At 73.7% G+C, this 22,226-nt stretch carries 16 protein-coding genes and 1 pseudogene; 8 read left to right on the top strand and 9 right to left on the bottom strand.

Annotation, left to right across the window (positions count from 1 at the left end; all coding sequences use genetic code 11):
• Window positions 1-197 (top strand): annotated as a pseudogene (locus tag TR48_RS01255) (sirohydrochlorin chelatase); the annotation flags it as partial.
• Window positions 187-1,227, top strand: a complete 1,041-nt coding sequence (gene cobC / locus TR48_RS01250) for an Rv2231c family histidinol phosphate aminotransferase CobC (RefSeq protein WP_042363850.1) — start codon at window positions 187-189, stop codon at window positions 1,225-1,227. The pseudogene TR48_RS01255 and the gene cobC, both read left to right, overlap by 11 nt.
• A gap of 331 nt (window positions 1,228-1,558) precedes the next feature.
• Here cobC and TR48_RS41505 read toward each other — a convergent pair whose 3' ends face one another.
• A complete protein-coding gene (locus tag TR48_RS41505) occupies window positions 1,559-2,638 on the bottom strand; it encodes an LAETG motif-containing sortase-dependent surface protein (RefSeq protein WP_052442316.1) in 1,080 nt (359 codons plus the stop codon).
• A gap of 219 nt (window positions 2,639-2,857) precedes the next feature.
• Here TR48_RS41505 and TR48_RS41500 point away from each other — a divergent pair, with 219 nt between their 5' ends.
• Entirely contained in the window at window positions 2,858-3,628 is a 771-nt protein-coding gene (locus TR48_RS41500) for a glucose 1-dehydrogenase (protein WP_042363849.1), read from the top strand.
• Window positions 3,629-3,646: 18 nt separating this feature from the next.
• Here the strand turns inward: TR48_RS41500 and TR48_RS01235 are convergent, their stop codons facing one another.
• The 7 genes from TR48_RS01235 to TR48_RS01205 form a co-directional block, all read right to left on the bottom strand.
• Window positions 3,647-4,126: a hypothetical protein gene (locus TR48_RS01235; protein WP_042363848.1), complete on the bottom strand. Its 480-nt coding sequence runs from the start codon at window positions 4,124-4,126 to the stop codon at window positions 3,647-3,649.
• A gap of 74 nt (window positions 4,127-4,200) precedes the next feature.
• The gene (locus TR48_RS01230; protein ID WP_042363847.1) at window positions 4,201-4,878 is read right to left on the bottom strand and encodes a uracil-DNA glycosylase; all 678 of its coding nucleotides are present in this window, start codon (window positions 4,876-4,878) and stop codon (window positions 4,201-4,203) included.
• Window positions 4,879-4,950: 72 nt separating this feature from the next.
• A complete protein-coding gene (locus TR48_RS01225; protein WP_052442315.1) occupies window positions 4,951-7,638 on the bottom strand; it encodes an ATP-binding protein in 2,688 nt (895 codons plus the stop codon).
• Window positions 7,639-7,799: 161 nt separating this feature from the next.
• Window positions 7,800-8,885: an amidohydrolase family protein gene (locus TR48_RS01220; protein ID WP_042363846.1), complete on the bottom strand. Its 1,086-nt coding sequence runs from the start codon at window positions 8,883-8,885 to the stop codon at window positions 7,800-7,802.
• A complete protein-coding gene (gene pepN, locus TR48_RS01215) occupies window positions 8,882-11,437 on the bottom strand; it encodes an aminopeptidase N (RefSeq protein WP_042363942.1) in 2,556 nt (851 codons plus the stop codon). Before pepN ends, TR48_RS01220 begins: the two co-directional genes overlap by 4 nt.
• 10 nt (window positions 11,438-11,447) lie before the next feature.
• Window positions 11,448-12,857 carry an MFS transporter gene (locus tag TR48_RS01210; protein ID WP_042363845.1) on the bottom strand — a complete coding sequence of 470 codons (1,410 nt, stop codon included), beginning with the start codon at window positions 12,855-12,857 and terminating at the stop codon, window positions 11,448-11,450.
• A 49-nt stretch (window positions 12,858-12,906) separates the two neighbouring features.
• Window positions 12,907-14,463: an aldehyde dehydrogenase family protein gene (locus tag TR48_RS01205; RefSeq protein WP_042363844.1), complete on the bottom strand. Its 1,557-nt coding sequence runs from the start codon at window positions 14,461-14,463 to the stop codon at window positions 12,907-12,909.
• Between the two features lie 147 nt (window positions 14,464-14,610).
• Between TR48_RS01205 and TR48_RS01200 the strand changes: the two genes are divergently transcribed.
• From TR48_RS01200 to TR48_RS01180, 5 genes are all read left to right on the top strand, one after another.
• Complete coding sequence (locus tag TR48_RS01200; protein ID WP_236651948.1) at window positions 14,611-15,321, top strand: hypothetical protein; 711 nt, start codon at window positions 14,611-14,613, stop codon at window positions 15,319-15,321.
• A 122-nt stretch (window positions 15,322-15,443) separates the two neighbouring features.
• Entirely contained in the window at window positions 15,444-15,644 is a 201-nt protein-coding gene (locus TR48_RS01195) for a hypothetical protein (protein ID WP_042363843.1), read from the top strand.
• 99 nt (window positions 15,645-15,743) lie between these two features.
• Entirely contained in the window at window positions 15,744-18,632 is a 2,889-nt protein-coding gene (locus TR48_RS41495; RefSeq protein ID WP_152627735.1) for a glycoside hydrolase family 2 protein, read from the top strand.
• Window positions 18,633-18,640: 8 nt separating this feature from the next.
• Window positions 18,641-20,221: a beta-N-acetylhexosaminidase gene (locus TR48_RS41490; RefSeq protein ID WP_042363842.1), complete on the top strand. Its 1,581-nt coding sequence runs from the start codon at window positions 18,641-18,643 to the stop codon at window positions 20,219-20,221.
• A gap of 107 nt (window positions 20,222-20,328) precedes the next feature.
• Window positions 20,329-21,378 carry a hypothetical protein gene (locus TR48_RS01180; RefSeq protein ID WP_042363841.1) on the top strand — a complete coding sequence of 350 codons (1,050 nt, stop codon included), beginning with the start codon at window positions 20,329-20,331 and terminating at the stop codon, window positions 21,376-21,378.
• On the opposite strand, the gene map is transcribed toward TR48_RS01180, so the two are convergent.
• Window positions 21,367-22,137: a type I methionyl aminopeptidase gene (gene map, locus TR48_RS01175; protein ID WP_042363840.1), complete on the bottom strand. Its 771-nt coding sequence runs from the start codon at window positions 22,135-22,137 to the stop codon at window positions 21,367-21,369. The two genes, TR48_RS01180 and map, sit on opposite strands and share 12 nt — an antisense overlap.
• Window positions 22,138-22,226 lie beyond the last annotated feature (89 nt).

Below are 22,226 nucleotides of genomic sequence, written 5' to 3'. Positions count from 1 at the left end.
GCTACCGCGAGACCGAGCAGGGCGACCTGCGGATGAACTGCGACACCTGCGTCTACCGCATCGCCATGCCGGGCTTCGAGGCCAAGGTCGGCGCGCCGCAGCGCCCGCACCACCACCCCGACGACCCGACCCACGACCACGGCGCTCACGGGCACGGCGGTCACGGGCACCACCACGACCACAGCCATGCGCACTGACGACGGCGACCTGCTGCGTCACCACGGCGACACCGAGGTCGGCGGCGGACTGGTCGACCTCGCAGTCAACGTGCGGACGGGGACCCCACCCGCGTGGCTGCGCGAGGTCCTCGCCGACAGCCTCGCCGGCCTCGCCGCCTATCCCGACGGCGCCGCCGCGCGCACCGCCGTCGCCGCACGGCACGGGCGCACGCCCGAGGAGGTGCTGCTCACGTCCGGCGCGGCGGAGGCCTTCGTGCTCCTCGCACGCGCCCTGCGCCCCCGCCACGCCGTCGTGGTGCACCCGCAGTTCACCGAGCCCGAAGCCGCGCTGCGCGACGCCGGGCACCCGGTGGACCGCCTGGTGCTCCCTCCGGAGGCCGGGTTCCGCCTCGACCCTTCGGCGCTCCCCTCCGCTGCCGATCTGGTCGTGGTCGGGAACCCCACCAACCCCACCTCCGTTCTGCATCCGGCCACGACGCTGGCCGGGCTGACCCGTCCCGGCCGCGTCCTGGTGGTGGACGAGGCCTTCGCGGACACGGTGCCCGGCGAGCCCGAGAGTCTCGCCGGCCGCCGCGACCTGCCGGGTCTGGTCGTGCTGCGCAGCCTGACCAAGACCTGGGGTCTGGCCGGGCTGCGCATCGGTTACGTGCTGGCCGCACCGGAGCTGATCGCGCGGCTGGAGGCCGCACAACCGCTGTGGCCGGTCTCCTCCCCCGCGCTCGCCGCGGCGATCGCGACGTGCACCCCGAGCGCCCGGGCGGAGGCGGAGGCCGCCGCGCGGTCGACGGCCGTCGACCGCGCGCACCTGCTGGCGCGGCTCGCCGAGAACCCCGGCGTCCGGGTCCACGGCGTACCGGCGAGCTCCTTCGTGCTCGTCGAACTGCCCGACGCGGACAAGGTCCGCCTCCGCCTGCGCGAGGCCGGCTTCGCCGTCCGCCGCGGCGACACCTTCCCGGGCCTCGGCCCCAACTGGCTCCGCATCGCGGTCCGCGACCGCGCCACGACCGACGCCTTCTGCACCGCCCTCCGCCACTGCCGCGCCGACTAAGGCCAGCCCCACCGGGACGCCCCGGCCCCCTCGCCCGTCGTCGAAGGCCGCAGACGACGGCACCCTTGGTCAGCCGCGCCTCCGACGTGCGGCACCTGCCCGCCGAGCCGGGAGGGCCGTGCCGACGACTCGGAGAGCCCACGCCGTCGGCGCCCGCGGCCGGACGGCCGGGACGATTCCGGGCCGCCGTCCTCGGGCATGCCGCTCCGGGCGGAGCTCCCCTCAGCGCGCTGCGGCCCCTGCTCGCCGTTGGGGGCGGAGGCGGGGAAGCACGGCGGAGGCACCGCCCTCGCCTCCGACGTGCGGGAACGATCCGCTGCAGCCCGCAGGGTCAGCCGCGGCGTCGGCGGCGCGCCAGGGCGAGGACGCCGCCGCCCGCGCCGAGGACGACCAGCCCGACGCCCGCGATCACCGGCGTGGCGCTGCTGCTGCCCGTCTCCGCCAAGTGTGTCGAACCGGCCGGCGCGGCCGGGGAGCTGGACACCGCAGCCACCGGGCTCGCGCCGCCCGTCCCGCCGCCGCCCGCTGCGCCGACGCCGCCCGAGCCACCGGTGCCGCCGCCGCTCACGCCCTGCGACGGACCGCTCGACGGCGTCCCGCCACCCGAACCGCCGTCCGAACCGCCACCCGTCGCACCGCCGCTCGCCCCACCGCCGTCGGACCCGCCACCGCCCGTCCCGCCGCCGGAGCCGCCGTGGTCCGCGCCCCTGGTGCAGGAGACGTCGGCGAGCACGATCTTCCCCCGCACCGCCGAGACGTTCAGCGCCAGCGGGTTCACGTCCACGTCCAGCTCGATCGCCGTCGCCGCCGCCGAGTCGGACGTCGTGCTGTGCTGGGAGAGCTTGAGATCCACCACGCCCAGGGCCGGGACCCGGACGACGGTGTCGCCGTGAGCACTGAGATGCACGTGGACGCCCAGGATCGTGAGGTCGCCGAGCGCCTGCGCGCTCGCGCTCGGCGCGCCGTCGACGGGGCAGTCGGCCTCGGCGGACACGGCCTTGAGGCCGACCAGCTCGGTCAGCGGGAGGCCGGGCAGGTGCAGGTGCGCGTCGGCGAGGGTGACGGACGCGCGCGAGCCGTGGGCGTCGACGACGGCGTCGGTCTGGCCGACCTGCGCCATCAGCAAGTTGACCGGCTGGTCGTTCTCGACCCCGCTGCCGACGACCGTCGAGAGCGCGGCACCGCTGCGCGACGCGGGCGCGGAGATCTTGTTGAGCGAGACGTCGACGGGGATGTCGGCCGCGCTGAGCAGCCGGACGTCGAGCGCGACCTCCGCCGTGGCGGCGGAGGCGGTGCCGGCTCCCGTCGTCGCGTGCGCGGGTTCGGCCACCCCCATCAGCGAGACCGCGGCGAGTGCGCCGGACAGGGCGAAGGGCGTGGCGAAGCGACGACGACGGGACAGGGACAGCACGGTGTAACCCCCACCTGGGAACGTACGTACACGCCGGGAAAAGATGGGCGATGCACGGATGCGGACGCCGCTTATTCTTGCGAACCGTGTGTCACCACGTCAGCACACGCAGTCAGTTCACTCTTTAGGGTGACAGTTCCTCACGATCACCATCCGACACAGCAGTTCGCAGCTCGACTAGCGTGGTGCTCCCCACCACGAGGACTCCCGGGAGCAGCTGTGAGTGATCTCTTCTCCGTCGCCGGCAGGACGGCCCTGGTCACCGGCGGGACGAGGGGCATCGGTCTGATGATCGCCCGCGGCCTGGTCGAGGCGGGCGCGAAGGTCTACGTGAGCTCCCGCAAGCCGGAGGCCTGCGAGGCCGCCGCGGCCGAGCTGAATCAGCACGGCGAGGCTGTCGCGCTCCCGGCGGACCTCTCCGAGGAGGCGGAGATCGCCCGTGTCGCCGAGGAGCTCTCCGCCCGCGAGCAGGGGCTGGACATCCTGGTCAACAACGCGGGCGCCACCTGGGGCGCGACGCTCGACGAGTTCCCCGTCAGCGGCTGGGACAAGGTCATGGACCTCAACCTGCGGAGCCCCTTCCTGCTCACCCAGGCCCTGCTGCCGCTACTCCGCGCCGCGGGCACGCCGGACTCCCCTGCCCGGATCATCAACGTGGGCTCGATCGACGGCCTCCACGTCAGCCCCCTGCCCACCTACTCCTACGCCGCGAGCAAGGCCGGCCTGCACCACCTGACCCGGGTGCTGGCGAAGGAGCTGGGGCCGCAGCACATCACGGTCAACGCGATCGCCCCCGGCCCCTTCGAGTCGAAGATGATGGCCGCCACCCTGGCCGCGGTCGGGGACCAGATCGCCGCGTCCGCACCCCTGCGCCGCATCGGCCGCCCGGACGACATGGCCGGCGTCGCCGTCTACCTCGCCAGCCGCGCGGGGTCCTACGTCACCGGCGCCGTCATCCCCGTCGACGGCGGCATCGGCACCACGGTGTGACCCCACCGGCCAGCCGTTTCATGCCTGATCGGAGCAGAGGCAGGCGTCCGTGGAGGCCGGGTACACGGCATACACCTCGGCGCCCTCGGCGAGCGGCACGTCGCCACGCAACAGGTAGGCGAGCTGGGCCGGTGACGAGGCGAGGAGTTCTCCAGCGCTGCCGTCGTGGTCCAGGGAGCCGCTCCGCGCGGCGAAGCCGGAGATCTCCTCGTGCCCGCGCCGCGTGTAGCAGGTGGCGGAGCCGTCGACGTGGCGGACGGCGACCGCGGCAGCCCGGGCGGCCGCGTTCCGGAGCGGCCCGGACAGCAGCAAGCCCCGGCCGAGCAGGTCCGCCTCCAGCAGTGCGACCCCGGCCGACCCGCGCTCACCCCCCGTCCTCCCGCTGACGTGCGTCGGGAGGTGGACGACTGCGCGCCGGGCGAGCAGCACAGCAGCGAGGCTGCGCGCGGGGCGGAGGCCGGTCAGGTCGGGCGTCCCGGTCGTCGCGGTGACGGGCATGCGCGGAATCCCCTCCAGGGCAGCTCCTCGGCGAGGAAAATCCCGCCCCCGGAGAAGACGGTGCTCGGGGGGCCTCAGGGCAGGCGCCAGTCCACGGGCTGGGCGCCCTGCTTGGCCAGGAGGTCGTTGGCGCGGCTGAAGGGGCGGGAGCCGAAGAAGCCGTAGTCCGCCGAGTAGGGGCTCGGGTGGGAGGACTCGATGCAGGGCACGTTGCCCAGCAGTGGCTTGAGGCCGCGGGCGTCCTTGCCCCAGAGGATCGCCACCAGCGGCGCGTCGCGGGCGACGAGGCCGCGGATGGCCTGGTCCGTCACGGCCTCCCAGCCCTTGCCGCTGTGGGCGCGGGGCTTGCGCGGCGCGGTGGTCAGCACCCTGTTGAGCAGCAGCACGCCCTGGCTGGTCCACGGCGTGAGGTCGCCGTTGGTGGGTGCGGGCAGCTGGAGGTCCCGCTGGTACTCGGTGAAGATGTTGATCAGGCTGCCCGGCAGCGGCCGCACCTCCGGCGCGACCGAGAAGGAGAGACCGACCGCGTGGCCGGGGGTCGGGTACGGATCCTGCCCGACGATCAGCACGCGCACGTCCGCGAGCGGCTGCTGGAACGCGCGCAGCACGTTCGCGCCGGCCGGGAGGTAGCCACGCCCGGCGGCGTTCTCCCCGCGAAGGAAGTCCCCCATCACCGCCACATCGCCCGCGACGGGGGCGAGGGCCTGGGCCCAACCGCTTTCGACGATCTCATGCAAAGGACGCGCTGCCACAGGGAAAGCCTAGTGGCCCGCACCGACACGCGATCACCGGCCCCGAACCCGGCGGTGGTTCGGGGCGCACGGCTACGCGCGGACGCGCTCCCCCGCGCTGCGCGCCAGGGCGTCGGCGGAGCAGGACTCCGCCGCCCGGGTCGCGTTGCGGAACGCCTCCGTCGCGTCCTCGCCGGAGGCGGCCACCGTGACGGCCAACTCGTGCAGTGCGCGGGCGAGTTCGTAGGGGGCGCTGACACCTTCCAGGAACTGCACGGCGAGTCGGAGGCGGTCAAGGCGCGCCCGCGGGTCGGGCTCGAGCTCCGCTGACGCGCGCAGAGCGGTGCCGATGGCGGAGCGCGTGCCGTAGCACTCCGCCCGCTCCAGCTGGTCCGCGGCCAACTCCCGGGCGCGGTCCAGGTCGCCGAGGCCCGCGCAAGCGGCGGCGAGGCCGCGCTGCCAGCCGCACCAGCCGGGGTTGCGCATGCCGCGGCCGTCCAGGCGGGCTCCCGCCTGGGAGAGTTCCGCCTCGGCGTCCACGAACTCGCCCGACGCCAGCAGAAAGACACCGCGCACCGTCTGCGCGTCGGGGAAGACGACGGCGTTGGAGTACGGCGCGCGGAAGCTGTACCGCTCGGTCAGCGTGCGCGCCTCCGCCGTCGCGCCGCGTGCCGTCAGGACCGCGACCAGGGTGCCGACCGCGTACCAGTGGACGGGCGTGCCCTCGCCGACGCGGTTGGCCAGCTCCAGGCCGTACCGGGCCTCCTTCTCCGCCTCCGCCAAGTCGCCGGTGCGGTAGTGGACGTAGCCGAGGATGGTGTGCCCGAAGGAGAGGTGGGCGCCGCGCCAGCCGGCCTGCTCGTACTCCTCGATGCCCTTCGCGAACAGCTCCAGGGCCCGCTCGCGCCGATCCCCGTACATGTAGGTGAGCGCGACCAGCACCGGCACCTCGAAGCCCCACTCCGGGTGCGCCCAGCGCAGTTCGCCCTCCAGCGCCCGGTCGCTGTAGTGCAGTGCCACGTCGACGGGCTCGCCGCGCACCGTCGCGTCCCAGGCTCGCAGGCCCAGCACGTAGCGGGCGGCGATGGAGCGGTCACCCTCCACGTCCAGCCGCTCGGCCAGGTCCGCCAGGCGTTTCGAACGCTCCTCCGAGCCCTGTTCCCAGGCGTCGAACGCGCCCCACATGAACTGCCACACCTGCATCTTGAGGCGCAGCTCCGCGTCCTCGGCGCGCTGCACCTCGGCCGACATGGTCTCGGCGGCCTCGGCGAGGCTGTTGCTGTGCGCGAGCGACTGGGCCAGCCGGACGCTGATCTCGTGGCGCAGGGGTTCCGGGATCACCGGCTGGGAGAGCGCCATCCGCAGCTGGTCCGCGGTGGCGGCCGGATCGTAGAGCAGGGTGGAGCAGCCGAGTTCGAAGAGCACGTGCGCCCGCTCGGACACCGGCGGCGGCTCCTCCACGGCCCGCGCCAGGCAGCGCTGCGCGGTCTCGGGCGCACCCGACTGCATGAACAGCTGTGCCGCCGAGCGCAGTTGCTCGACGACGCGGGCGTCACCGGCCGGCGGGACCTCCAGCCAGTGCCGCGCCGCGACCATCGGACTGCGCCCGGCCTCCAGCACCGTCCTCGCCGCACGGGCGTGCAGATCGCTGCGCTCCTCCTCCGGGATGCTCCGGTAGACGGAGGTCGCGATCAACGGGTGCACGAACTCCAGAATCTGTCGTCCGGTCAGCACGCGCTCGTGGCGCAGCCGCTCCGCTGCGGCGTCCGCCTCGGCCGGTCCGAGGCCCCCGACCTCCGCGGCTTGCTCGACCGGCGTCGCGATGCCGAGCACCGCCACCGCGCGAGCGAGCCGCACGGGCCCGGAACCGAGGCGTCGCAGCCTGGAGATGAGCCCGCTGCCGGTGCTCTCCGCGGCCAGCTCGCGCAGCCGGACCCAGGAGTCCTCGCTCGGGACGATGCCGCGCGCACGCGCCATGGCCGCCAACTGGACGGTCTCGAAGGGGTTTCCGCCGGTGACCGCCCAGATGTCGCGGGCGAACGCGCCGATCACGTCGGCGGCGTCCGGGCCGTCGCCGTTGTCGGGGTGGCCCTCGACCCGGGCCGGGGCCTCGGCCTCCTCGTCCGTGGCGTAGAGGGAGCGCACGAGCGCGTCCACCGCCTCGGGCGTGAGCGCGGAGAGCCCCAGCGGGGTGGCCCCGTTGTCGCCGGCCATGACCCGGAAGGCGTCCGCCCATTCCGGCAGCTCGTCCGGCCGGTAGGCGACGACCAGCAGCACCGGGAGGTCCGCGACGCGCCCGGCGAACGCGGCCAGCCAGGCGAGCGACTCGGCGTCGGCCCAGTGCGCGTCGTCGACGACCATCACCAGCGGACCACGCGAGAAGGCGAGGTTGGTGACGACCCAGTCCAGGCCGTCCCGCACGCCCTGGGGGTCGGGGGCGGCGCCGGCGCTCGGGCCGACGCCCAACGCGGCGCCGACGATGGCGTTCCAGCCGCCGAGCAGCTCCTGCCGGGCCTCGTCGGAGACGTCCTCCAGCAGCGGCCTCAGCAGCCCCCGCACGACGGTGAACGCCGAGCCCTGCTCCTGCTCGCCACCTCGGGAGGCCAGCACCAGCAGACCCTCGCCGCACGCCGCCTCGCGTGCGGCCGCGAGCACGCTGGTCTTCCCCAGCCCCGCCGCCCCGGTCACCACGAGGAGCCCGCCCGCGCGCTCCGCGCGCAAGGCCGCGACCGCGGCCCGCACGGCGTCGAGTTCATGTTCGCGTTCGAGCAGCCCCGACACGCCGACCTCCTAGCTTCGCGTTCGAGCGTAGACCTGCGCCGTCCGCCGCCGCATGCACTTGTCCATGCCAGGGGCGTGAGCAGCCGCCCGCGCGAGGACCACCCGGCGCGTTTTCACCCCATGCGCCCCGGTCGGTGCGGAATGCAACCCGCCGACCTCGGTCACGCCCTGAGTGCCCGTCCGTTCAGGACGATCTGCTGAGGGGCCGCCAGGACCCGCACGTCCGCGCGCGGGTCCTCGTCGTAGACGACGAAGTCCGCCCGCGCGCCCTCCTCCAGGCCCGGCCGGCCCAGCCAGGCGTGCGCGCCCCAGGTCGTCGCCGAGAGCGCGGCCTGCGCGGGCAGACCGGCCCGCACGAGCTCCGCGACCTCCTGGGCGATGAGCCCGTGCGGGAGGGAGCCGCCCGCGTCGGTGCCGGTGTAGACGGGGATGCCCGCCTCGTAGGCCGCCGCGACGGTGTCGTAGCGGCGCGCGTGCAGCGCCCGCATGTGGCGCGCGTAGGCGGGGAACTTGGCCTCGCCCGCCTTCGCGTGCTCCGGGAAGCCCGCGATGTTGACCAGCGTCGGGACGATCGCCACGCCGCGCTCCGCGAACAGCGGGATGAGGTCCTCGGTCAGGCCCGTCGCGTGCTCGATGCAGTCGATGCCCGCCTCGACGAGGTCGCGCAGCGAGTCCTCGCCGAAGACGTGGGCGGTGACGCGCGCGCCCTCCTCGTGCGCGGCCGCCATCGCGGCCGCCAGGGCCTCGCGGGGCCAGCAGGGACCGAGATCGCCGAGATCGCGGTCGATCCAGTCGCCGACGAGCTTGACCCAGCCGTCGCCGCGCCGCGCCTCCTGGCGGACGTACTCGGCGAGCTGGTCCGGCTCGATCTCGTGGGCGTAGTTGCGGATGTAACGGCGGGTCCGGGCGATGTGGCGGCCGGCCCGGACGATCCGGGGCAGGTCCTCACGCTCGTCGACCCAGCGGGTGTCCGCCGGGGAGCCGGCGTCCCGCAGCAGCAGCGCGCCCGCGTCGCGGTCGGCGAGGGCCTGCTTCTCGCTGGTCGCCCGGTCGACGGCGCCGTGGGCGTCGAGACCGACGTGGCAGTGGGCGTCGGTCAGGCCGGGCAGGACCCAGCCGTGCACGGTCCGTACCTCCCCGCCGGTCGGCGCGGTGAAGCTGATCCGGCCGTCGACGACCCACAGCTCGTCGCGGACGTCCTCGGGCCCGACCAGGACCCGCCCGCTCACGTGCAGGATCGTGCTCATCGCTCCCCCTCCTCGAGGTCACCCTCCGCCTGGCCCGCGTCGGAGCCCGCCAGGGTCCGGCCGCGCACAGCACGGCGCAGGTCGTCCAGGCGGTCCGTCAGTCCGCGCCGCAGCGCGACGCTCAGGTCCTCACGGGCGAGTTCGCGTTCGCCAGCGGCCAGCACCTCCGGCGTGGCGGCGTACGTGGGAAAGCCCCCGGCCGAGGTCAGCAGCCGGGCCACGGCCGCGCCGCGCTGCGCCGCGGCCTCGCCCGCCGCCGCGAAGAAGCTTTCCGGCAGGCCGAGTTCGTCGAGCAGCTCGTGCTGCTCCGGCTGCCAGAGGCCGTCGATGGTGGCGGCGAGCAGGTAGTTGGAGAGCTCCCCGCCGAAGACCGCCTTCCAGGCGGTCTGCTTGGCGTCGCGGTCCGGGCGCGCCGCGCGGCAGCGGGCCGCCCCTTCGGCGCTGGTCGCGCTCGGGTCGCGTTCGGCCTCGGCGGCGATCTCCTCCTCGTCGGCCGACCCGAGCACGCTCAGGCGCAGCAGCAGCTGCCAGCGCAGCGCCGGGTCCAGCTCGGGGCCGCCGGGGACCGCGCCCTCGGCCAGCCACTCCCGCAGCTCGGCCTGCTCGACGGGCGCGAGCGCCGCGTCGATCAGCCCGCGCACGGCCACCAGCCGCAGACCGGCTGCCTGCGCGTTCCCCTCGGTCCGACGCAGCAGGCCGCGGCAGACCTCGCCGAGGCGGGCCAGCTCCGCCGAGCGGCGCTGCGGCGTCAGGTACTGGTCCACCACGACGCGGCGCGCGAACGCCAGCACGTCCTGCACGAGATGGACCGAGGACTCGCCCGGCAGGTGCGCGGCGACCAGGTCGAGGTACTCCTCGGCGGGCAGTTCGCCGTCCCGGACCAGGTCGCGGGCGCTGTTCCAGATCACCACACGGGCCAGCTCGTCGGGGATCCGGCCCAGCGACTCCCTGGCGACGGCCCAGGACCGCTCGTCCAGCCGGATCTTGGCGAAGGCGAGGTCGGTGTCGTCGGGCACGAGCAGCTCGCCGAGCGGCTCCTGAAGCGGCTCCGCCTTGCCGTCCTGCAGCTCCACCGCGTCGCGCCTGCGCAGCATCAGGACGCCGTCCGCCATGCGGTCGTAGCTGCCGACGGTGATGCGGTGCGGCCGCAGCACGCCGTCCGCGGAGCTCTGGCGCAGCGCGCCGTCGACCGCCTGCAGGGTGTCCAGGCCGGTGGTGCGCAGCCACCGCTCGGCCCAGGCGTGCACGTCGCGTCCGCTGGAGGCGGCGAGCGACTGGAGCAGGTCGTCGAGGGTGGCGTTGCCGAAGGCGTGCGCCTCGAAGTGGCGGTTGACGCCCTCGAAGAACGCCTCGTCGCCGAGCCAGGCGACGAGCTGCCGCAGCGCCGCTCCGCCCTTGGCGTAGGAGATGCCGTCGAAGTTCTGCAGCGCCGCCGCGGTGTCGGCGACGGCCTCGGGTGCGACGGGATGGGTGGACGGCCGCTGGTCGGCGTCGCGTCCCCACGCCTTCGTGGACGCGAACCCGGTCCACGCGCCTTCGTAGCGAGTGGCGTCGGCGACGACGCGGAAGCCCATGTACTCGGCGAAGGACTCGTTCAGCCAGAGGTCGTCCCACCAACGCATGGTGACCAGGTCGCCGAACCACATGTGCGCCATCTCGTGGGCGACGACGATCGCCCGGTGCTCCCGCTCGGTGTCGGGGACGGCGGAACGGAAGAGGAAGGTGTCGCGGAGCGTGACGCAGCCCGGGTTCTCCATCGCGCCGACGTTGAACTCCGGCACGAAGCACTGGTCGTAGCCGCCGAACGGGTACCGCTGGCGGAAGAGCGCGTGGTAGGCGTCGAAGCACTGCCGGGTGACGGCGAGCAGTTCCTCCGCGTCGGCGTCGAGATAGGGGGCCAGCGAGCGGCGGCAGTGCAGGCCGAGCGGGATGCCGTCGTGCTCGGAGCGCACCGAGTGCAGCGGCCCGGCCACCACGCACACCAGGTAGCTGCTGATCGGCGCGGTAGGCGCGAACCGCGTCACGGCCGCGTCCCCGCGTCCCGGCACCGGCTCGCGCTCGCCCACGGCGTTGGCGTTCGCGACGACGGTCCACTCGGCGGGCGCGGTCACACCGACCTGGTAGGGCGCCTTGAGGTCCGGCTGGTCGAAGGCGGCGAAGATCCGGGGGCCCTCGTCCAGGAAGGCCTGGGTGTAGACGTAGACCTCGCCGTCGGCCGGGTCCACGTAGCGGTGCATGCCCTCTCCGGTGCGCGAGTAGGCCATGTCCGCCTCGACCAGCAGTTCGTTGTCGGCGGCCAGCCCCTGCAGCGGGAACCGCCCGTCCTCCAGCGCCCGCGGATCCAGCTCCCGCCCGTTCAGCACCACCCGCCGCAGCGCGGCGGGCTTCACGTCCACGAACGTCCCTGCTCCGGGCGTCCGGCACCCGAACGCGATGACCGTGACGGAGCGGAACACCTCGGCCCCGACGGTCAGGTCGAGGTCCACGGACACGGCGCGGACATCGAGCAGCCGTCGACGTCCCTCCGCTTCGGCGCGAGTGAGGGCAGACATGGGGATCATGCTATTCCCGGCCGCCCCGGATCCGAAGGCAGGCGGTGCCCCGCAACGGCCCGCTCCGCTCTGCCCCGGTGGCCAGCAGCAGGAACGTCGGCGCAAGGGCCGCCACGGCGGCCGCGACCAGAGCGCCCCGAAGACCCAGCACCACGCCCAGAGCGCCGCCGACCAGCAGGGCGACGAGCTTGGCGCTCGCTGCCATCGCCCGGAGCAGGGCGTTGACGCGACCCCTGACCGCCGCGGCGGTCAGGTCCTGGCGCAGCACGTTGTTGCAGGCGTTGTACGCGCTGGACACCAGGATCAGCACCGTCCACGCCGCCCCCGCCACCACCAGTCCGGCCGAGCCGCTCGGCGCGAACGCCGGTGCGGCGACGGCCGGGGCGTACAGCACGATGGCGCCCCGCATCACCCGCTCCGGCCCGTGGCGGCGCATCAGGCGCACGGACAGCCAACTGCCGGGCACGCCCGCGGCGACCGGGGCGGCGTAGACCACGCCCACCCCGAACGCGGAGGCGTGCAGGTCCTGCACCAGGAAGAGCATCTCCACGGCGACGGACAGGGAGAAGGCGAAGGAGATCCCGGTCGTCGCCCAGGCGAGCACGGCGAGGCGCCGGTTCTCACGCAGGAGGTCCACACCGAGGGCGAGTTCGGCCCGCACGCCACTCGCCTTCCCGGCCTGCCCGGTGGAGTCGGTCCACTCGCCTCCCTCCGCTCCTCGGGGCCCGTGACGCGGGTCCGGCCGCCGCACCGCCAGCAGGGTGACCGCGCTGACCAGAAAGGACCCGGCGTCCACCACCAGGGCGCGGGCCGCGCCGACGGCCGCCACCAGGACGCCGCCGAGCGCGTACCCGGCGGTCAGCGCGCCGAACTTGCCCGTGCCCAGCTGTGCGGTGCCGGCGACGCGATGACGCTCCTCCAGCAGGTCCGGCAGGTGGCTCTGGTAGGCGATGGCGAAGAGGGAGTCGAGCAGTCCCATGGCCAGCGCGACGGCGATCACCAGCAGGTAGGTGAGCTGTCCGAGCAGGGCCACAGCCGCGACGAGCAGGGTGACGAGCAGCCGCGCCACGTCGGTGCCGATCATCAGCCGCCGCCTGCGCATCCGGTCCACCACGATGCCGAGCGGCAGTGCGAACAGCGCCGCCACCTGCTCGGCGGCGCGCAGCACCCCGTTCTGCAACGCGTCGACGTGCAGCGTCTCGATCGCCAGGAGCGGCAACGCCACCGAACTGACGGCGTCGCCGGCACTGCTGGTGCTCTGCCCCCACCACAGGAGCAGGTAGTCCCCGGTCCGGTGCAGCGGCCGACCGCCGTCGGGCGCGGCGGCGGCCTCCCCTCCGCGGCCGTCGCCCGCTCCGGCCGCTCCGCCTTTCGCCCGTCTTTCGGCGGGCGTCCCTCCTCGCTCCCCCGACGTCGCCATGGCGACGCATCCTGCCAGCGGTGCCCGCGCTCCGCCTCGGGGTTTTCGGTCAGTGTGGCAGCAGGGCGTCCGGGACGGTCTGGAAGGAGACCGGGCGCAGCCAGCGTTCGACGGCGGTGGCGCCGACGGAGGTGGCGGTGGAGGTGGAGGCAGGGTAGGGGCCGCCGTGGTGCATGGCGTCGGCGACGGCGACGCCCGTCGGCCAGCCGCCGAAGAGGACCCGGCCGGCGAAGCGGGCGAGCGCGCCGAGGAGGGCGGGTGCCTCGGGGTCGGCGGCGGGGGTGTGCAGGGTGGCGGTGAGGCAGCCGTCGAGGCGGGAGAGGATCGCGTCGGCCTCGGCCGGATCCGCGTAGCGGACGAGGACCGTGGCGGGGCCGAAGCACTCCTCCAGCAGGGCCTCGTGCGAGCCGCGCAGGGCGCTGGGAGCCGGGACGCTCAGAACGCCGGGGCGGACGGCGAGCGGAGCCTCGGGGGTCGGGGCGGAAGCGGCCGGGGCGACGGTCTGCACGTCCGCGAGCGCGGCCCGGCGGGCGAAGCCGTCCAGAAATGCCTCGCGCATCCGCGCGTCGAGCAGGACCCCGGCCGGAGCCTGCGCGGCCGCGTCGGCCACGGCCTTCTCGAACGCGTCCCCGGCCGCCCCCGCGGGCACCAGCACCAGGCCGGGCTTGGTGCAGAACTGGCCTGTCCCGAGCGTGAACGAGCCGACGAGCCCGCGCGCCAGTTCCTCGGCCGCACTTGCCGCTCCCGTGCTCGCCGCTGCCGTGCCGGCCTCTCCCGCGCTCGCCTCCGCGGTGCCGGCTCCCGGCACGGTGAGCGCCGCCTCGGTGATCAGCACCGGGTTGAGGCTGCCCAGTTCGCCGTGGAACGGGATCGGGCGCGGCCGGGCCGCCGCCAGGTCGAACAGCGCCCGCCCGCCACGCGCCGAGCCGGTGAAGCCGACGCCGGCCAGCAACGGGTGCCGGACCAGCTCGGGACCGGCCTCGAAGCCGTGGACCAGCCCGATCGTTCCCTCCGGCAGGCCCACCTCGCGCGCGGCCTCCCGCAGGGCGGCCGCCATGCGCGCGGAGCTCTCCGGGTGGTCGGGGTGCGCCTTGACGACCACGGGGCAGCCGGCGGCGAGCGCGCTCGCCGTGTCGCCGCCGGGGACGCTGAACGCGAACGGGAAGTTGCTCGCCGCGAACACGCCGACGACGCCGAGCGGCAGCTTCGTCCGGTACAGGTCCGGACGGGGCGGTGTCAGCCCCGGGTCCGCGCTGTCGCGGCGGATGTCGAGGAAGCCGCCGGGCTCGGCGGCCCGGTCGACGAGATCGGCGAAGTAGCGCAGTTGGAAGACGGTCCGGGCGAGTTCGCCGGTCAGCCGGGGAAACCCGAGCGCGGTCTCCGCCTCGGCCGCTGCGACCAGCTCGGGCCCGACGGCGTGAAGGCGCTCGGCCGCGGCGCGCAGAAGCGCCGCCCGGCGCGCGCGGTCGGCGAGCGCCGGCAGCGCCGCGTGGGCGGCCCGCACGGCCGCGTCCACCGCTGCCGGACCGGATACCTCGGCCACGGGCCCGTCCCCGCGCGGCTCGCCCGTTCGCGGGTCCACGCTCCACACCGACTCAGCGCCCACCGTCGTGCCTCCTGCCGGAAATGCTGCCATGCGGATGCAATGTCACATGACTCTTGACTCCTCGACTCTAGTCGCTGTCGCGGACGCTGTCAGTGGGCCCGGCTAGACCGGACCCGCAAGCAACCGCACCAACCTGTCGGGGTCGCCATGAACGCCCACACTCCCCCGCGCCCGAATCCGAACCCACACCCGCACCCGAGCCCGCACCCGACGTCGCCCGCCTGCGTCCACGGGCTGCGCCATCTCTCACTGGCGGACCTGCGCCACCGCGGCTGGACGCCCAGCATGGTCGCCAAGCTGCTCGGCGCGCCCGACCTGACCGTCCGCAACCCGCGCTTCCGCGGCGCCGCGCCCTCCCGACGCTACTCCGCCGCGCGCGTCGAGTCCGCCGAGGCGACCGACGCGTTCGCGGCGCTCGCGAGCGCCGCCTCCCGCCGGGCCGCCTGCTCCCGCGCGGCGTCGGAACGCCGTCGTCGAGCCGTCCTGGCCGAGGTCGCGGGCCTGCACATCCGCGTCCCCCGGCTCGCGCCGGAGTGCCTCACCCGCCGCGCCGTCGCCCATCGCAACGAACGCGACGCGCAGCGCGCCTGCCGCCTCGCCGCCCACGACGCCACCCCGGCCCGCGTCGCCGCCGCCGAACCGGGCGCGCTGCGCCGCTGGCAGGTCAACTACCTGCGTCACGCGCTCACCGACTACGACGCCGTCCTCGACGGCCTGCACGGCAGCATCGGCCGCGCCGAGGCCGAACATCTGCTGCGCCGCCGCGTCTACGAGGCCATCGGCGCGGCCTACCCGCACCTCGCACCGGAGTGCCGCCGCCAACTGACTGAACGCCAGCCGCCCCCACCCCCTGGCTAGCCCTGGTCGGCGGCCGGACGAGGAGCCGGCGAGCCGACCACTTTTCCCTGTCCCGGCAGCTCTCAACCCTCCTTCAGGAATCTCGCAGGCGCGTTGTCAGTCGCGGACGATAGATTGCTCGCATGTTGAACGCGCACGTCCTCACGCCGCTCTCCCCTGTGGAGGTGGCCAACGCCCGTATCCGCGCCCTTGTTCAGGGCGCGCGCGGCCGTGCGCTCACGCCTTCGGAGCGCGAGCGCTACGCGCTGCTCCTGGACGCCTACCTCTCCGCGCGCAGCGCGGAGAGCCGGGGCCGCGTCCAGGAGTTGGCCGCCGCCGCCTGACCCATCACGAAAGACCCGCACTCCGGCTCTCCCACCCCTTGCCCTCTCCGCTCAGGCAAAGTTAAGTTAATTAACTTAACAAGAGAGGGGTAGTGCACCATGTCCTTAGTACGCTCCCCACGCACCGGAGTCCTCGCCGTCGCGGCCTGCCTCGCCGCGGTCTCCCTCAGTGCTCCCAGCGCCGCCTCCCCGAACCCCCACAACTCCCTGAGCTCCCACGGCACTCGGGCTCGGGGGGCGGCGACCGCCGTCTTCGCCGATCCCGCCACCGGATCCACCGCCGTCAGCAACCTCGGCGCGGGCACCGGCTGGAAGGTGCTCACCTCGGCCACCGCGACCCAGGGCGGAGCCGCCATCTCCACTCCCGGCTTCGACACCGCGGGCTGGCTCTCCGTCGCCGACGACGGCGGCGGCGCGCCCGGCACCGAGATCAACGCCCTGCTGCAGAACGGCTCCTGCCCGAACGTCTTCTACTCCACGACCATGAAGAGCTGCTTCGGGCAGATGACCAAGGTGGGCGCGGACACCCTCGCGCAGTTCTCCGTCCCCTGGTGGTACCGCACCGACTTCACCGCGCCGCCCGCCGGTCAGCACGCCGAGGTGATTCTCAACGGAGTCGTCGGGCAGGCGGACGTCTGGGTCAACGGCACCGAGGTCGCCACCTCCGCGACCGTCAGCGGCGACTACGCCCGCAACGCCCTCGACGTGACGAAGCTGCTCCGCTCGGGCGCCAATTCCGTCGCCATCGAGGTCTACCCGAACAATCCGACCACGATGGCCACCCTCGACAACGTCGACTGGACGCAGATACCGCCGGACAACAACACCGGCATCCAGTTCCCCGTCCAGCTCCAGACCGGCGGGCCGTTGGTCGTCGGGGACGCCCACGTCGACCAGAACACCGCGGCCGACCTCTCCAGTTCGGCCCTCACCGTCAAGGTCGCCGTCACCAACACCAGCGGCGCGGCGCAGACCGGCACGGTCGGCGCGACCGTGACCCCGCCGGGCACCGGCGGCACGCCCGTCACGGTCAGCCAGAGCGTGACGGTCCCGGCCGGCAGCACGCAGACGGTGAGCTTCACGCCCACCGCCTTCCCCTCCCTCACGATCGCCTCCCCGCAGATCTGGTGGCCCTACCAGCTGGGCGGGCAGCCGCTCTACACGCTGACGACCTCCGTCGTCCAGAACGGCGCCACACTCAACGCGACCAGCGAGACCTTCGGCATCCGCACCGTCACCTCCTCCCTCACCGGCGCCGGCACGATGGCGCCGAGCGGGGTGCGGGCGTTCAGGATCAACAACGTGCCGCTGGTGATCCGCGGCGGCGGCTGGGATCCGGATCTGTTCCTGCGCTACGACCCGGCCGACACCGCCCAGCAGATCGGGCTGTTCAAGGCGATGGGCGTCAACACCATCCGCCTGGAGGGCCACCTGATGCCCTCCGACTGGTACCAGCAGATGGACGCCGCCGGCATCCTGGTCAACGCCGGCTACCAGTGCTGCGACTTCTGGGAGAACACCAGCTACACCGCCGCCCAGCAGGCGAACTACCAGCTGACGGCCCAGTCCGTCGGGCAGGTGCTGCGCAACCACCCCTCGGTGTTCAGCTTCCAGTGGAGCGACAACGCCCCCACCGCGACCCAGGAGAGCCTGGCCCTGAAGGGCTTCGCCGCCGCCGACTACCCGGGGCCGTTCATCTCCTCCGCCGAGTACAACTCCAGTCCCCAGCTCGGCGCTTCGGGCGAGAAGGAGGGACCGTACGACTGGGTGCCGCCCAGCTACTGGTACGACACCAGCCACGAGAACAGCGGTGACTCCACCCTCACCAACGCGGGCGGCAGTTGGGGGTACGACAGCGAGCAGAGCGCGGGCGACACCATCCCCACGCTCGACTCGATCAACCGCTTCCTGTCCCCCGCCGACCAGACCGCGCTGTGGCAGAGCCCCGGCGCGAACCAGTACCACGACAACTACGAGGGCACCCGGCACACCGGCTACCACTTCGGCACCGGCTACAACCTCGACCAGGCGATCACCGACCGCTACGGCGCACCCACCAGCCTCGCCCAGTACGTGGAGGAGGCGCAGGTCCAGAACTACGAGGACACCCGCGCCCAGTTCGAGGCCTTCGTCGACCACTCCACCAAGAGCCCGGCCCCGGCCACCGGCACGGTCTACTGGCAGCTCAACAAGGGCTGGCCGACGCTGCTGTGGTCCCTGTGGAACAACGACGGCGACCAGGCGGGCGCGTTCTTCGGGGCCCAGAAGGCCAATCGTCCGCTGCACGCCCTCTACGCCCTCGACAACGACACCGTGACCGTGGACAACCTCGGCGGCGCGGCGCAGAGTGGACTGAGCGTCGAGGCGAAGGTCTACACCACCGCCGGTTCCCTGCTCGACGACCAGACCAGCGGCTCGCTCTCCCTCGCCTCGCAGCAGGTACGGAACAAGGTGCTCACGCCGAAGATCCCCACGGCCGCGGGCACGGTCTACTTCGTCGAACTGCTGCTGCGTCAGAACGGAGTGCTGGTGGACCGCAACGTCTACTGGAACAACACCACGTCCGACGTCGTCAACTGGAGCAAGACCATCGGACAGCCGCAGGCGTCCATGTCCTCGTACGCCAACCTGACCGCGCTGCGCGGCCTCGCCCCGGCGACGGTCTCGGTCGCCGCCACCACGAGCGACCAGGCGGGTCCGAACGGCTCCGACAAGCTGGTGACGGTCACCGTCACCAACACTTCCAGCACGCCCGCGGTCGGCTTCTTCCTCCGTGCCGACCTGCGCCGCGGCACGGCGAGCGGCGCCGAGCTGTCCGGCGACAACGAGGTCAAGTCTTCGATCTGGAGCGACAACGACGTCACCCTGTGGCCGGGCGAGTCGGAGACGCTCACGGCGAGCTACGACTCGGCGGACCTGCAGGGCGCGACGCCGGTGGTCAGCCTCTCGGGCTGGAACGTGGCGAAGTCCGACACGGTGGCGGGGTGAGGTCCTCGATGTCCCGACCCGGTCCGCGTCGCCTGCTCCTCGTGGTGCTGACCGTCCTCGGTCTGGTCTGCGCCGGCCTCAGTGCCGGCGCGGGCCCGGCCGCGGCGGCGAGCGCCTTCCCGAACACCGTCGTGCCGGTTCCGGTCAGCGAGACCGGGAACGGTTCGACGTTCACCCTGCCGGCCGGCGCCACCATCACCTCGGACGACGCCGGCACCGGCGGCTACCTCGCCGGGATCCTGCGCGCGTCGACCGGCTACGCGCTCCCGCTCACCGTGGCGACGAGCAGCCCCGGCACGATCGCCCTCTCCCTCTCCGGCGCGCCGGGGACCGTCGGAGCCGAGGGCTACCAGCTGACGGTGACGGCCACCGGCGTGCTGATCCAGGCGCAGCAGCCCGCCGGGCTCTTCCACGGCGTGCAGACACTGCTGCAGTTGCTGCCCGGCGCGGTGATGAGCGCCTCGGTGCGGCCCGGCCCGTGGACGGTCGCCGGGGGCACGATCCTGGACTATCCGCGCTTCGGGTACCGCGGCGCGATGCTCGACCTCGCCCGCCACTTCTTCACCGTGGCCCAGGTCGAGCGCTACATCGACGAGTTGGCCCTCTACAAGATCAACTACCTGCATCTGCACCTGAGCGACGATCAGGGCTGGCGCATCGCGATCAACAGCTGGCCCAACCTGGCCGTCTACGGCGGCAGTACCGAGGTCGGCGGCGGTGCGGGCGGCTACTGGACGCAGGCCGACTACTCCGCGGTAGTCGCCTACGCCGCCTCCCGCTTCATGACCGTGGTCCCGGAGATCGACATCCCGGGCCACACCAACGCCGCGCTCGCCTCGTACGCGTCGCTCAACTGCGACGGCGTGGTGCCCTCCCGCTACACCGGCACCAACGTGGGCTTCAGCTCGTTGTGCGTGCCCCTGCCGCTCACCTACACCTTCGTGGACCAGGTGCTCGGCGAGCTCGCCGCACTGACCCCGGGCCCCTACCTGCACATCGGCGGGGACGAGGCGAGTTCGACCTCGGCGGCGGACTACGCGACGTTCGTCGACAAGGTCGAGCGGATCGTCATCGCGCACGGCAAGTCCGTGATGGGCTGGCACGACATCACCGACGCGGGCACCCCGCCCGCGGGCGCGCAGGCCCAGTTCTGGGACACCACGACCAGCGACCCCGCCCTCGCCGCCGCGGCGGCCGACGGCACCAAGGTCGTGATGTCCCCGGCCAACCACGCCTACCTGGACATGAAGTACAACCACCGCACCAAGCTCGGCCAGACCTGGGCGGGCCTCGTCGACGTCGACACCGCCTACGGCTGGGACCCGGGCGACTACCTCACCGGCGTCACCGGCTCCGAGGTGGCGGGCGTGGAGGGCCCGCTGTGGACGGAGACCATCGTCACCTCCGCGGACATCGACTACATGGCCTTCCCACGCCTCCCGGCCCTCGCCGAGCTCGGCTGGTCGCCGTGGTCCACCCACGACCAGACCGCGTTCGCCGCGCGCCTCGGCGCGCAGGGCCCGCGGTGGAAGACGATGGGGGTGAACTACTACCACTCCACCCAGATCAGCTGGCCCGCAGGATCCTGACCTGCCGGCGCTCCGGCGTGGCCGCGAGGCCTCGCGGGCACGCCGCTGCCGACTCGGTCACGGGCCAGCGTGGACATGACGGGTGATCGTCCGTCAGGCTTGGGGTCGTGATCGCGGAGACAACGGCCGTCGTCGGCATCCTCAGCACGCTGTCCGCGCTGTGGATCAGTATCTCGGATCACCGTCGGCGGATCACGGAGGCACGTGAGGCCGCGCGCGAGCGGGCACGCGTCGAGGACGAACACCGCGTGGCCGAACGGGACGCGGAACGACGCCGGGTGGAGACCGAGCGGCGTCGCGCGGAGGCCGCGGCGGAGAGGTCCGAGCGGGAGCGACTGCGCGCGCTGGAGGACGCCGCGCACGAGCGCGAGCGCGCGGAGGCCGAACGGATCTGGCAGCTCAACCAGTTGGTCGTCCGGCTCCGATCGGTGCCGCAGGTCGCGGACGCCGGGCGCCCCACGGGCTGGAGCGTGGTCGTCCGGAACCCCAGCCACCTGCCGATCCTCGACGTCCAGTGCTTCTGGCGCGGCACCGCACTCGCCGATCCCGCGGACGTCCAGGCCGTCGAGCAGATCGACGTCCCCGGCCCGGCGACGGACGAGCCGCCGCGTCTGCACGAGCTGAGCGTGCACCTCACGGACGCCCAGCGCCACCGCTGGCGCCAGGACCTCGACGGCCGCGCCTGGAGCGGGGCCCTCGCCGAGGACGGCCTCACGTACGAGTGGACGCCCGCGGCGATGCGCTGGGGGACCACCGCGGACGCGCCGACCCCGACGCCTCCGGGCGGAGGCTACGGCACTCCGGTCGAGGCGGCCGAGCCCTGGGGGTCACCACAGCAGCAGGCCGGGGCGCCGGCCGGGTACCCCGCGCCCGTGCCTGCACCCGCACCGGTCGGCGCGGGTGCAGGCACGGCGGCGCCGACGGCCCAGCAGGGACGGCAGGGACCCTTCATACCCCCGGATCCCCGACGGCCCATGCCCGGCGGCACAGGACCGACGCCGCCTCACACGCGGCCCGGCACGGCCGCCCCCACCGGAGCCTGGCCGCCCACACCCGCCCCCTCCGCGCCTGTGTCTCTCCGCCGGCGACACGCACGTCCCGCGCTCCTGCTGTGGCTGCTGAGCGCGGCCTGCTTCGCCTACCTGCTACTGCGCTAGCCGGGTCAGCACACGCGGACCGTCCTCCGTGATCGCGACCGTGTGCTCGGAGTGCGCGCCGCGCGAGCCGTCGGCGAAGCGGAGCGTCCAACCGTCGTCGTCCACCCGGATCTCGTCCGTGCTCGCCGACCACCACGGTTCGAGGGCGAGGGTCATGCCGGGCTGGAGCCTCAGGCCGCGCCCCGGGCGGCCCTTGTTGGGGACGTGCGGGTCCTCGTGCATGGTGCGGCCGAGCCCGTGACCGCCGAACTGCATGTTGACGGGGTAGCCGTGCGCCGCGGCCACCGCGCCGATCGCCGCCGACACGTCCCCGATGCGGGCCCCCGGCACAGCCGCGGCGATCCCGGCGTCGAGTGCCGCCCGCGTGGACTCGACCAGCCGCGCGTCCTGCTCGCGCGGCGTGCCGACGAGGACGGTGACGGCGGAGTCAGCGACCCAGCCGTCGATGGAGACGGCGAAGTCCAGGCTCAGCACGTCGCCGTCGCGCAGCACCTGGTGGCGCGGCCGGCCGTGGAGCACCGCGTCGTTGACCGACAGGCAGATGACGTTGCGGAAGGGGCCGCTGCCGAAGGAGGGCGCGTAGTCCCAGTAGCAGGAGACGGCGCCGCGCTCCTCGACACGGCGTCGGGCGCGACGCTCCAGGTCGAGCAGGTTCACGCCAGGGCGGGCCAGGGCGGAGAGCTCCGCCAGCGTCTCGGCGACGAAACGGCCGGTGACCGCCATCTTGTCGATCGCCTCGGCGGACTTCAGCTCGATCATCGAGCCCCTTCCTCGCAGGTCGTCGGTATTTAAATACCTCACTGGGCCCGAGCGTAGCATAAGCCCGGTACATTAATACCGACTACGAT

The sequence above is a fragment of the Streptacidiphilus neutrinimicus genome, assembly GCF_000787815.1.
Classification (GTDB): domain Bacteria; phylum Actinomycetota; class Actinomycetes; order Streptomycetales; family Streptomycetaceae; genus Streptacidiphilus; species Streptacidiphilus neutrinimicus.
Note: the sequence above shows the minus strand (reverse complement) of the source record. Positions and strands in the feature narration are given on the sequence as shown.

Bases quoted from the DNA above. Each gene is read 5' to 3' on its own strand.
- cobC (WP_042363850.1), top strand. From the start codon at position 187: ATGCGCACTGACGACGGCGACCTGCTGCGTCACCACGGCGACACCGAG.
- TR48_RS01235 (WP_042363848.1), bottom strand. From the start codon at position 4,126: ATGCCCGTCACCGCGACGACCGGGACGCCCGACCTGACCGGCCTCCGC.
- TR48_RS01220 (WP_042363846.1), bottom strand. From the start codon at position 8,885: ATGAGCACGATCCTGCACGTGAGCGGGCGGGTCCTGGTCGGGCCCGAG.
- pepN (WP_042363942.1), bottom strand. From the start codon at position 11,437: ATGTCTGCCCTCACTCGCGCCGAAGCGGAGGGACGTCGACGGCTGCTC.
- TR48_RS01210 (WP_042363845.1), bottom strand. From the start codon at position 12,857: ATGGCGACGTCGGGGGAGCGAGGAGGGACGCCCGCCGAAAGACGGGCG.
- TR48_RS01200 (WP_236651948.1), top strand. From the start codon at position 14,611: ATGAACGCCCACACTCCCCCGCGCCCGAATCCGAACCCACACCCGCAC.
- TR48_RS01195 (WP_042363843.1), top strand. From the start codon at position 15,444: ATGTTGAACGCGCACGTCCTCACGCCGCTCTCCCCTGTGGAGGTGGCC.
- TR48_RS41495 (WP_152627735.1), top strand. From the start codon at position 15,744: ATGTCCTTAGTACGCTCCCCACGCACCGGAGTCCTCGCCGTCGCGGCC.
- TR48_RS41490 (WP_042363842.1), top strand. From the start codon at position 18,641: ATGTCCCGACCCGGTCCGCGTCGCCTGCTCCTCGTGGTGCTGACCGTC.
- map (WP_042363840.1), bottom strand. From the start codon at position 22,137: ATGATCGAGCTGAAGTCCGCCGAGGCGATCGACAAGATGGCGGTCACC.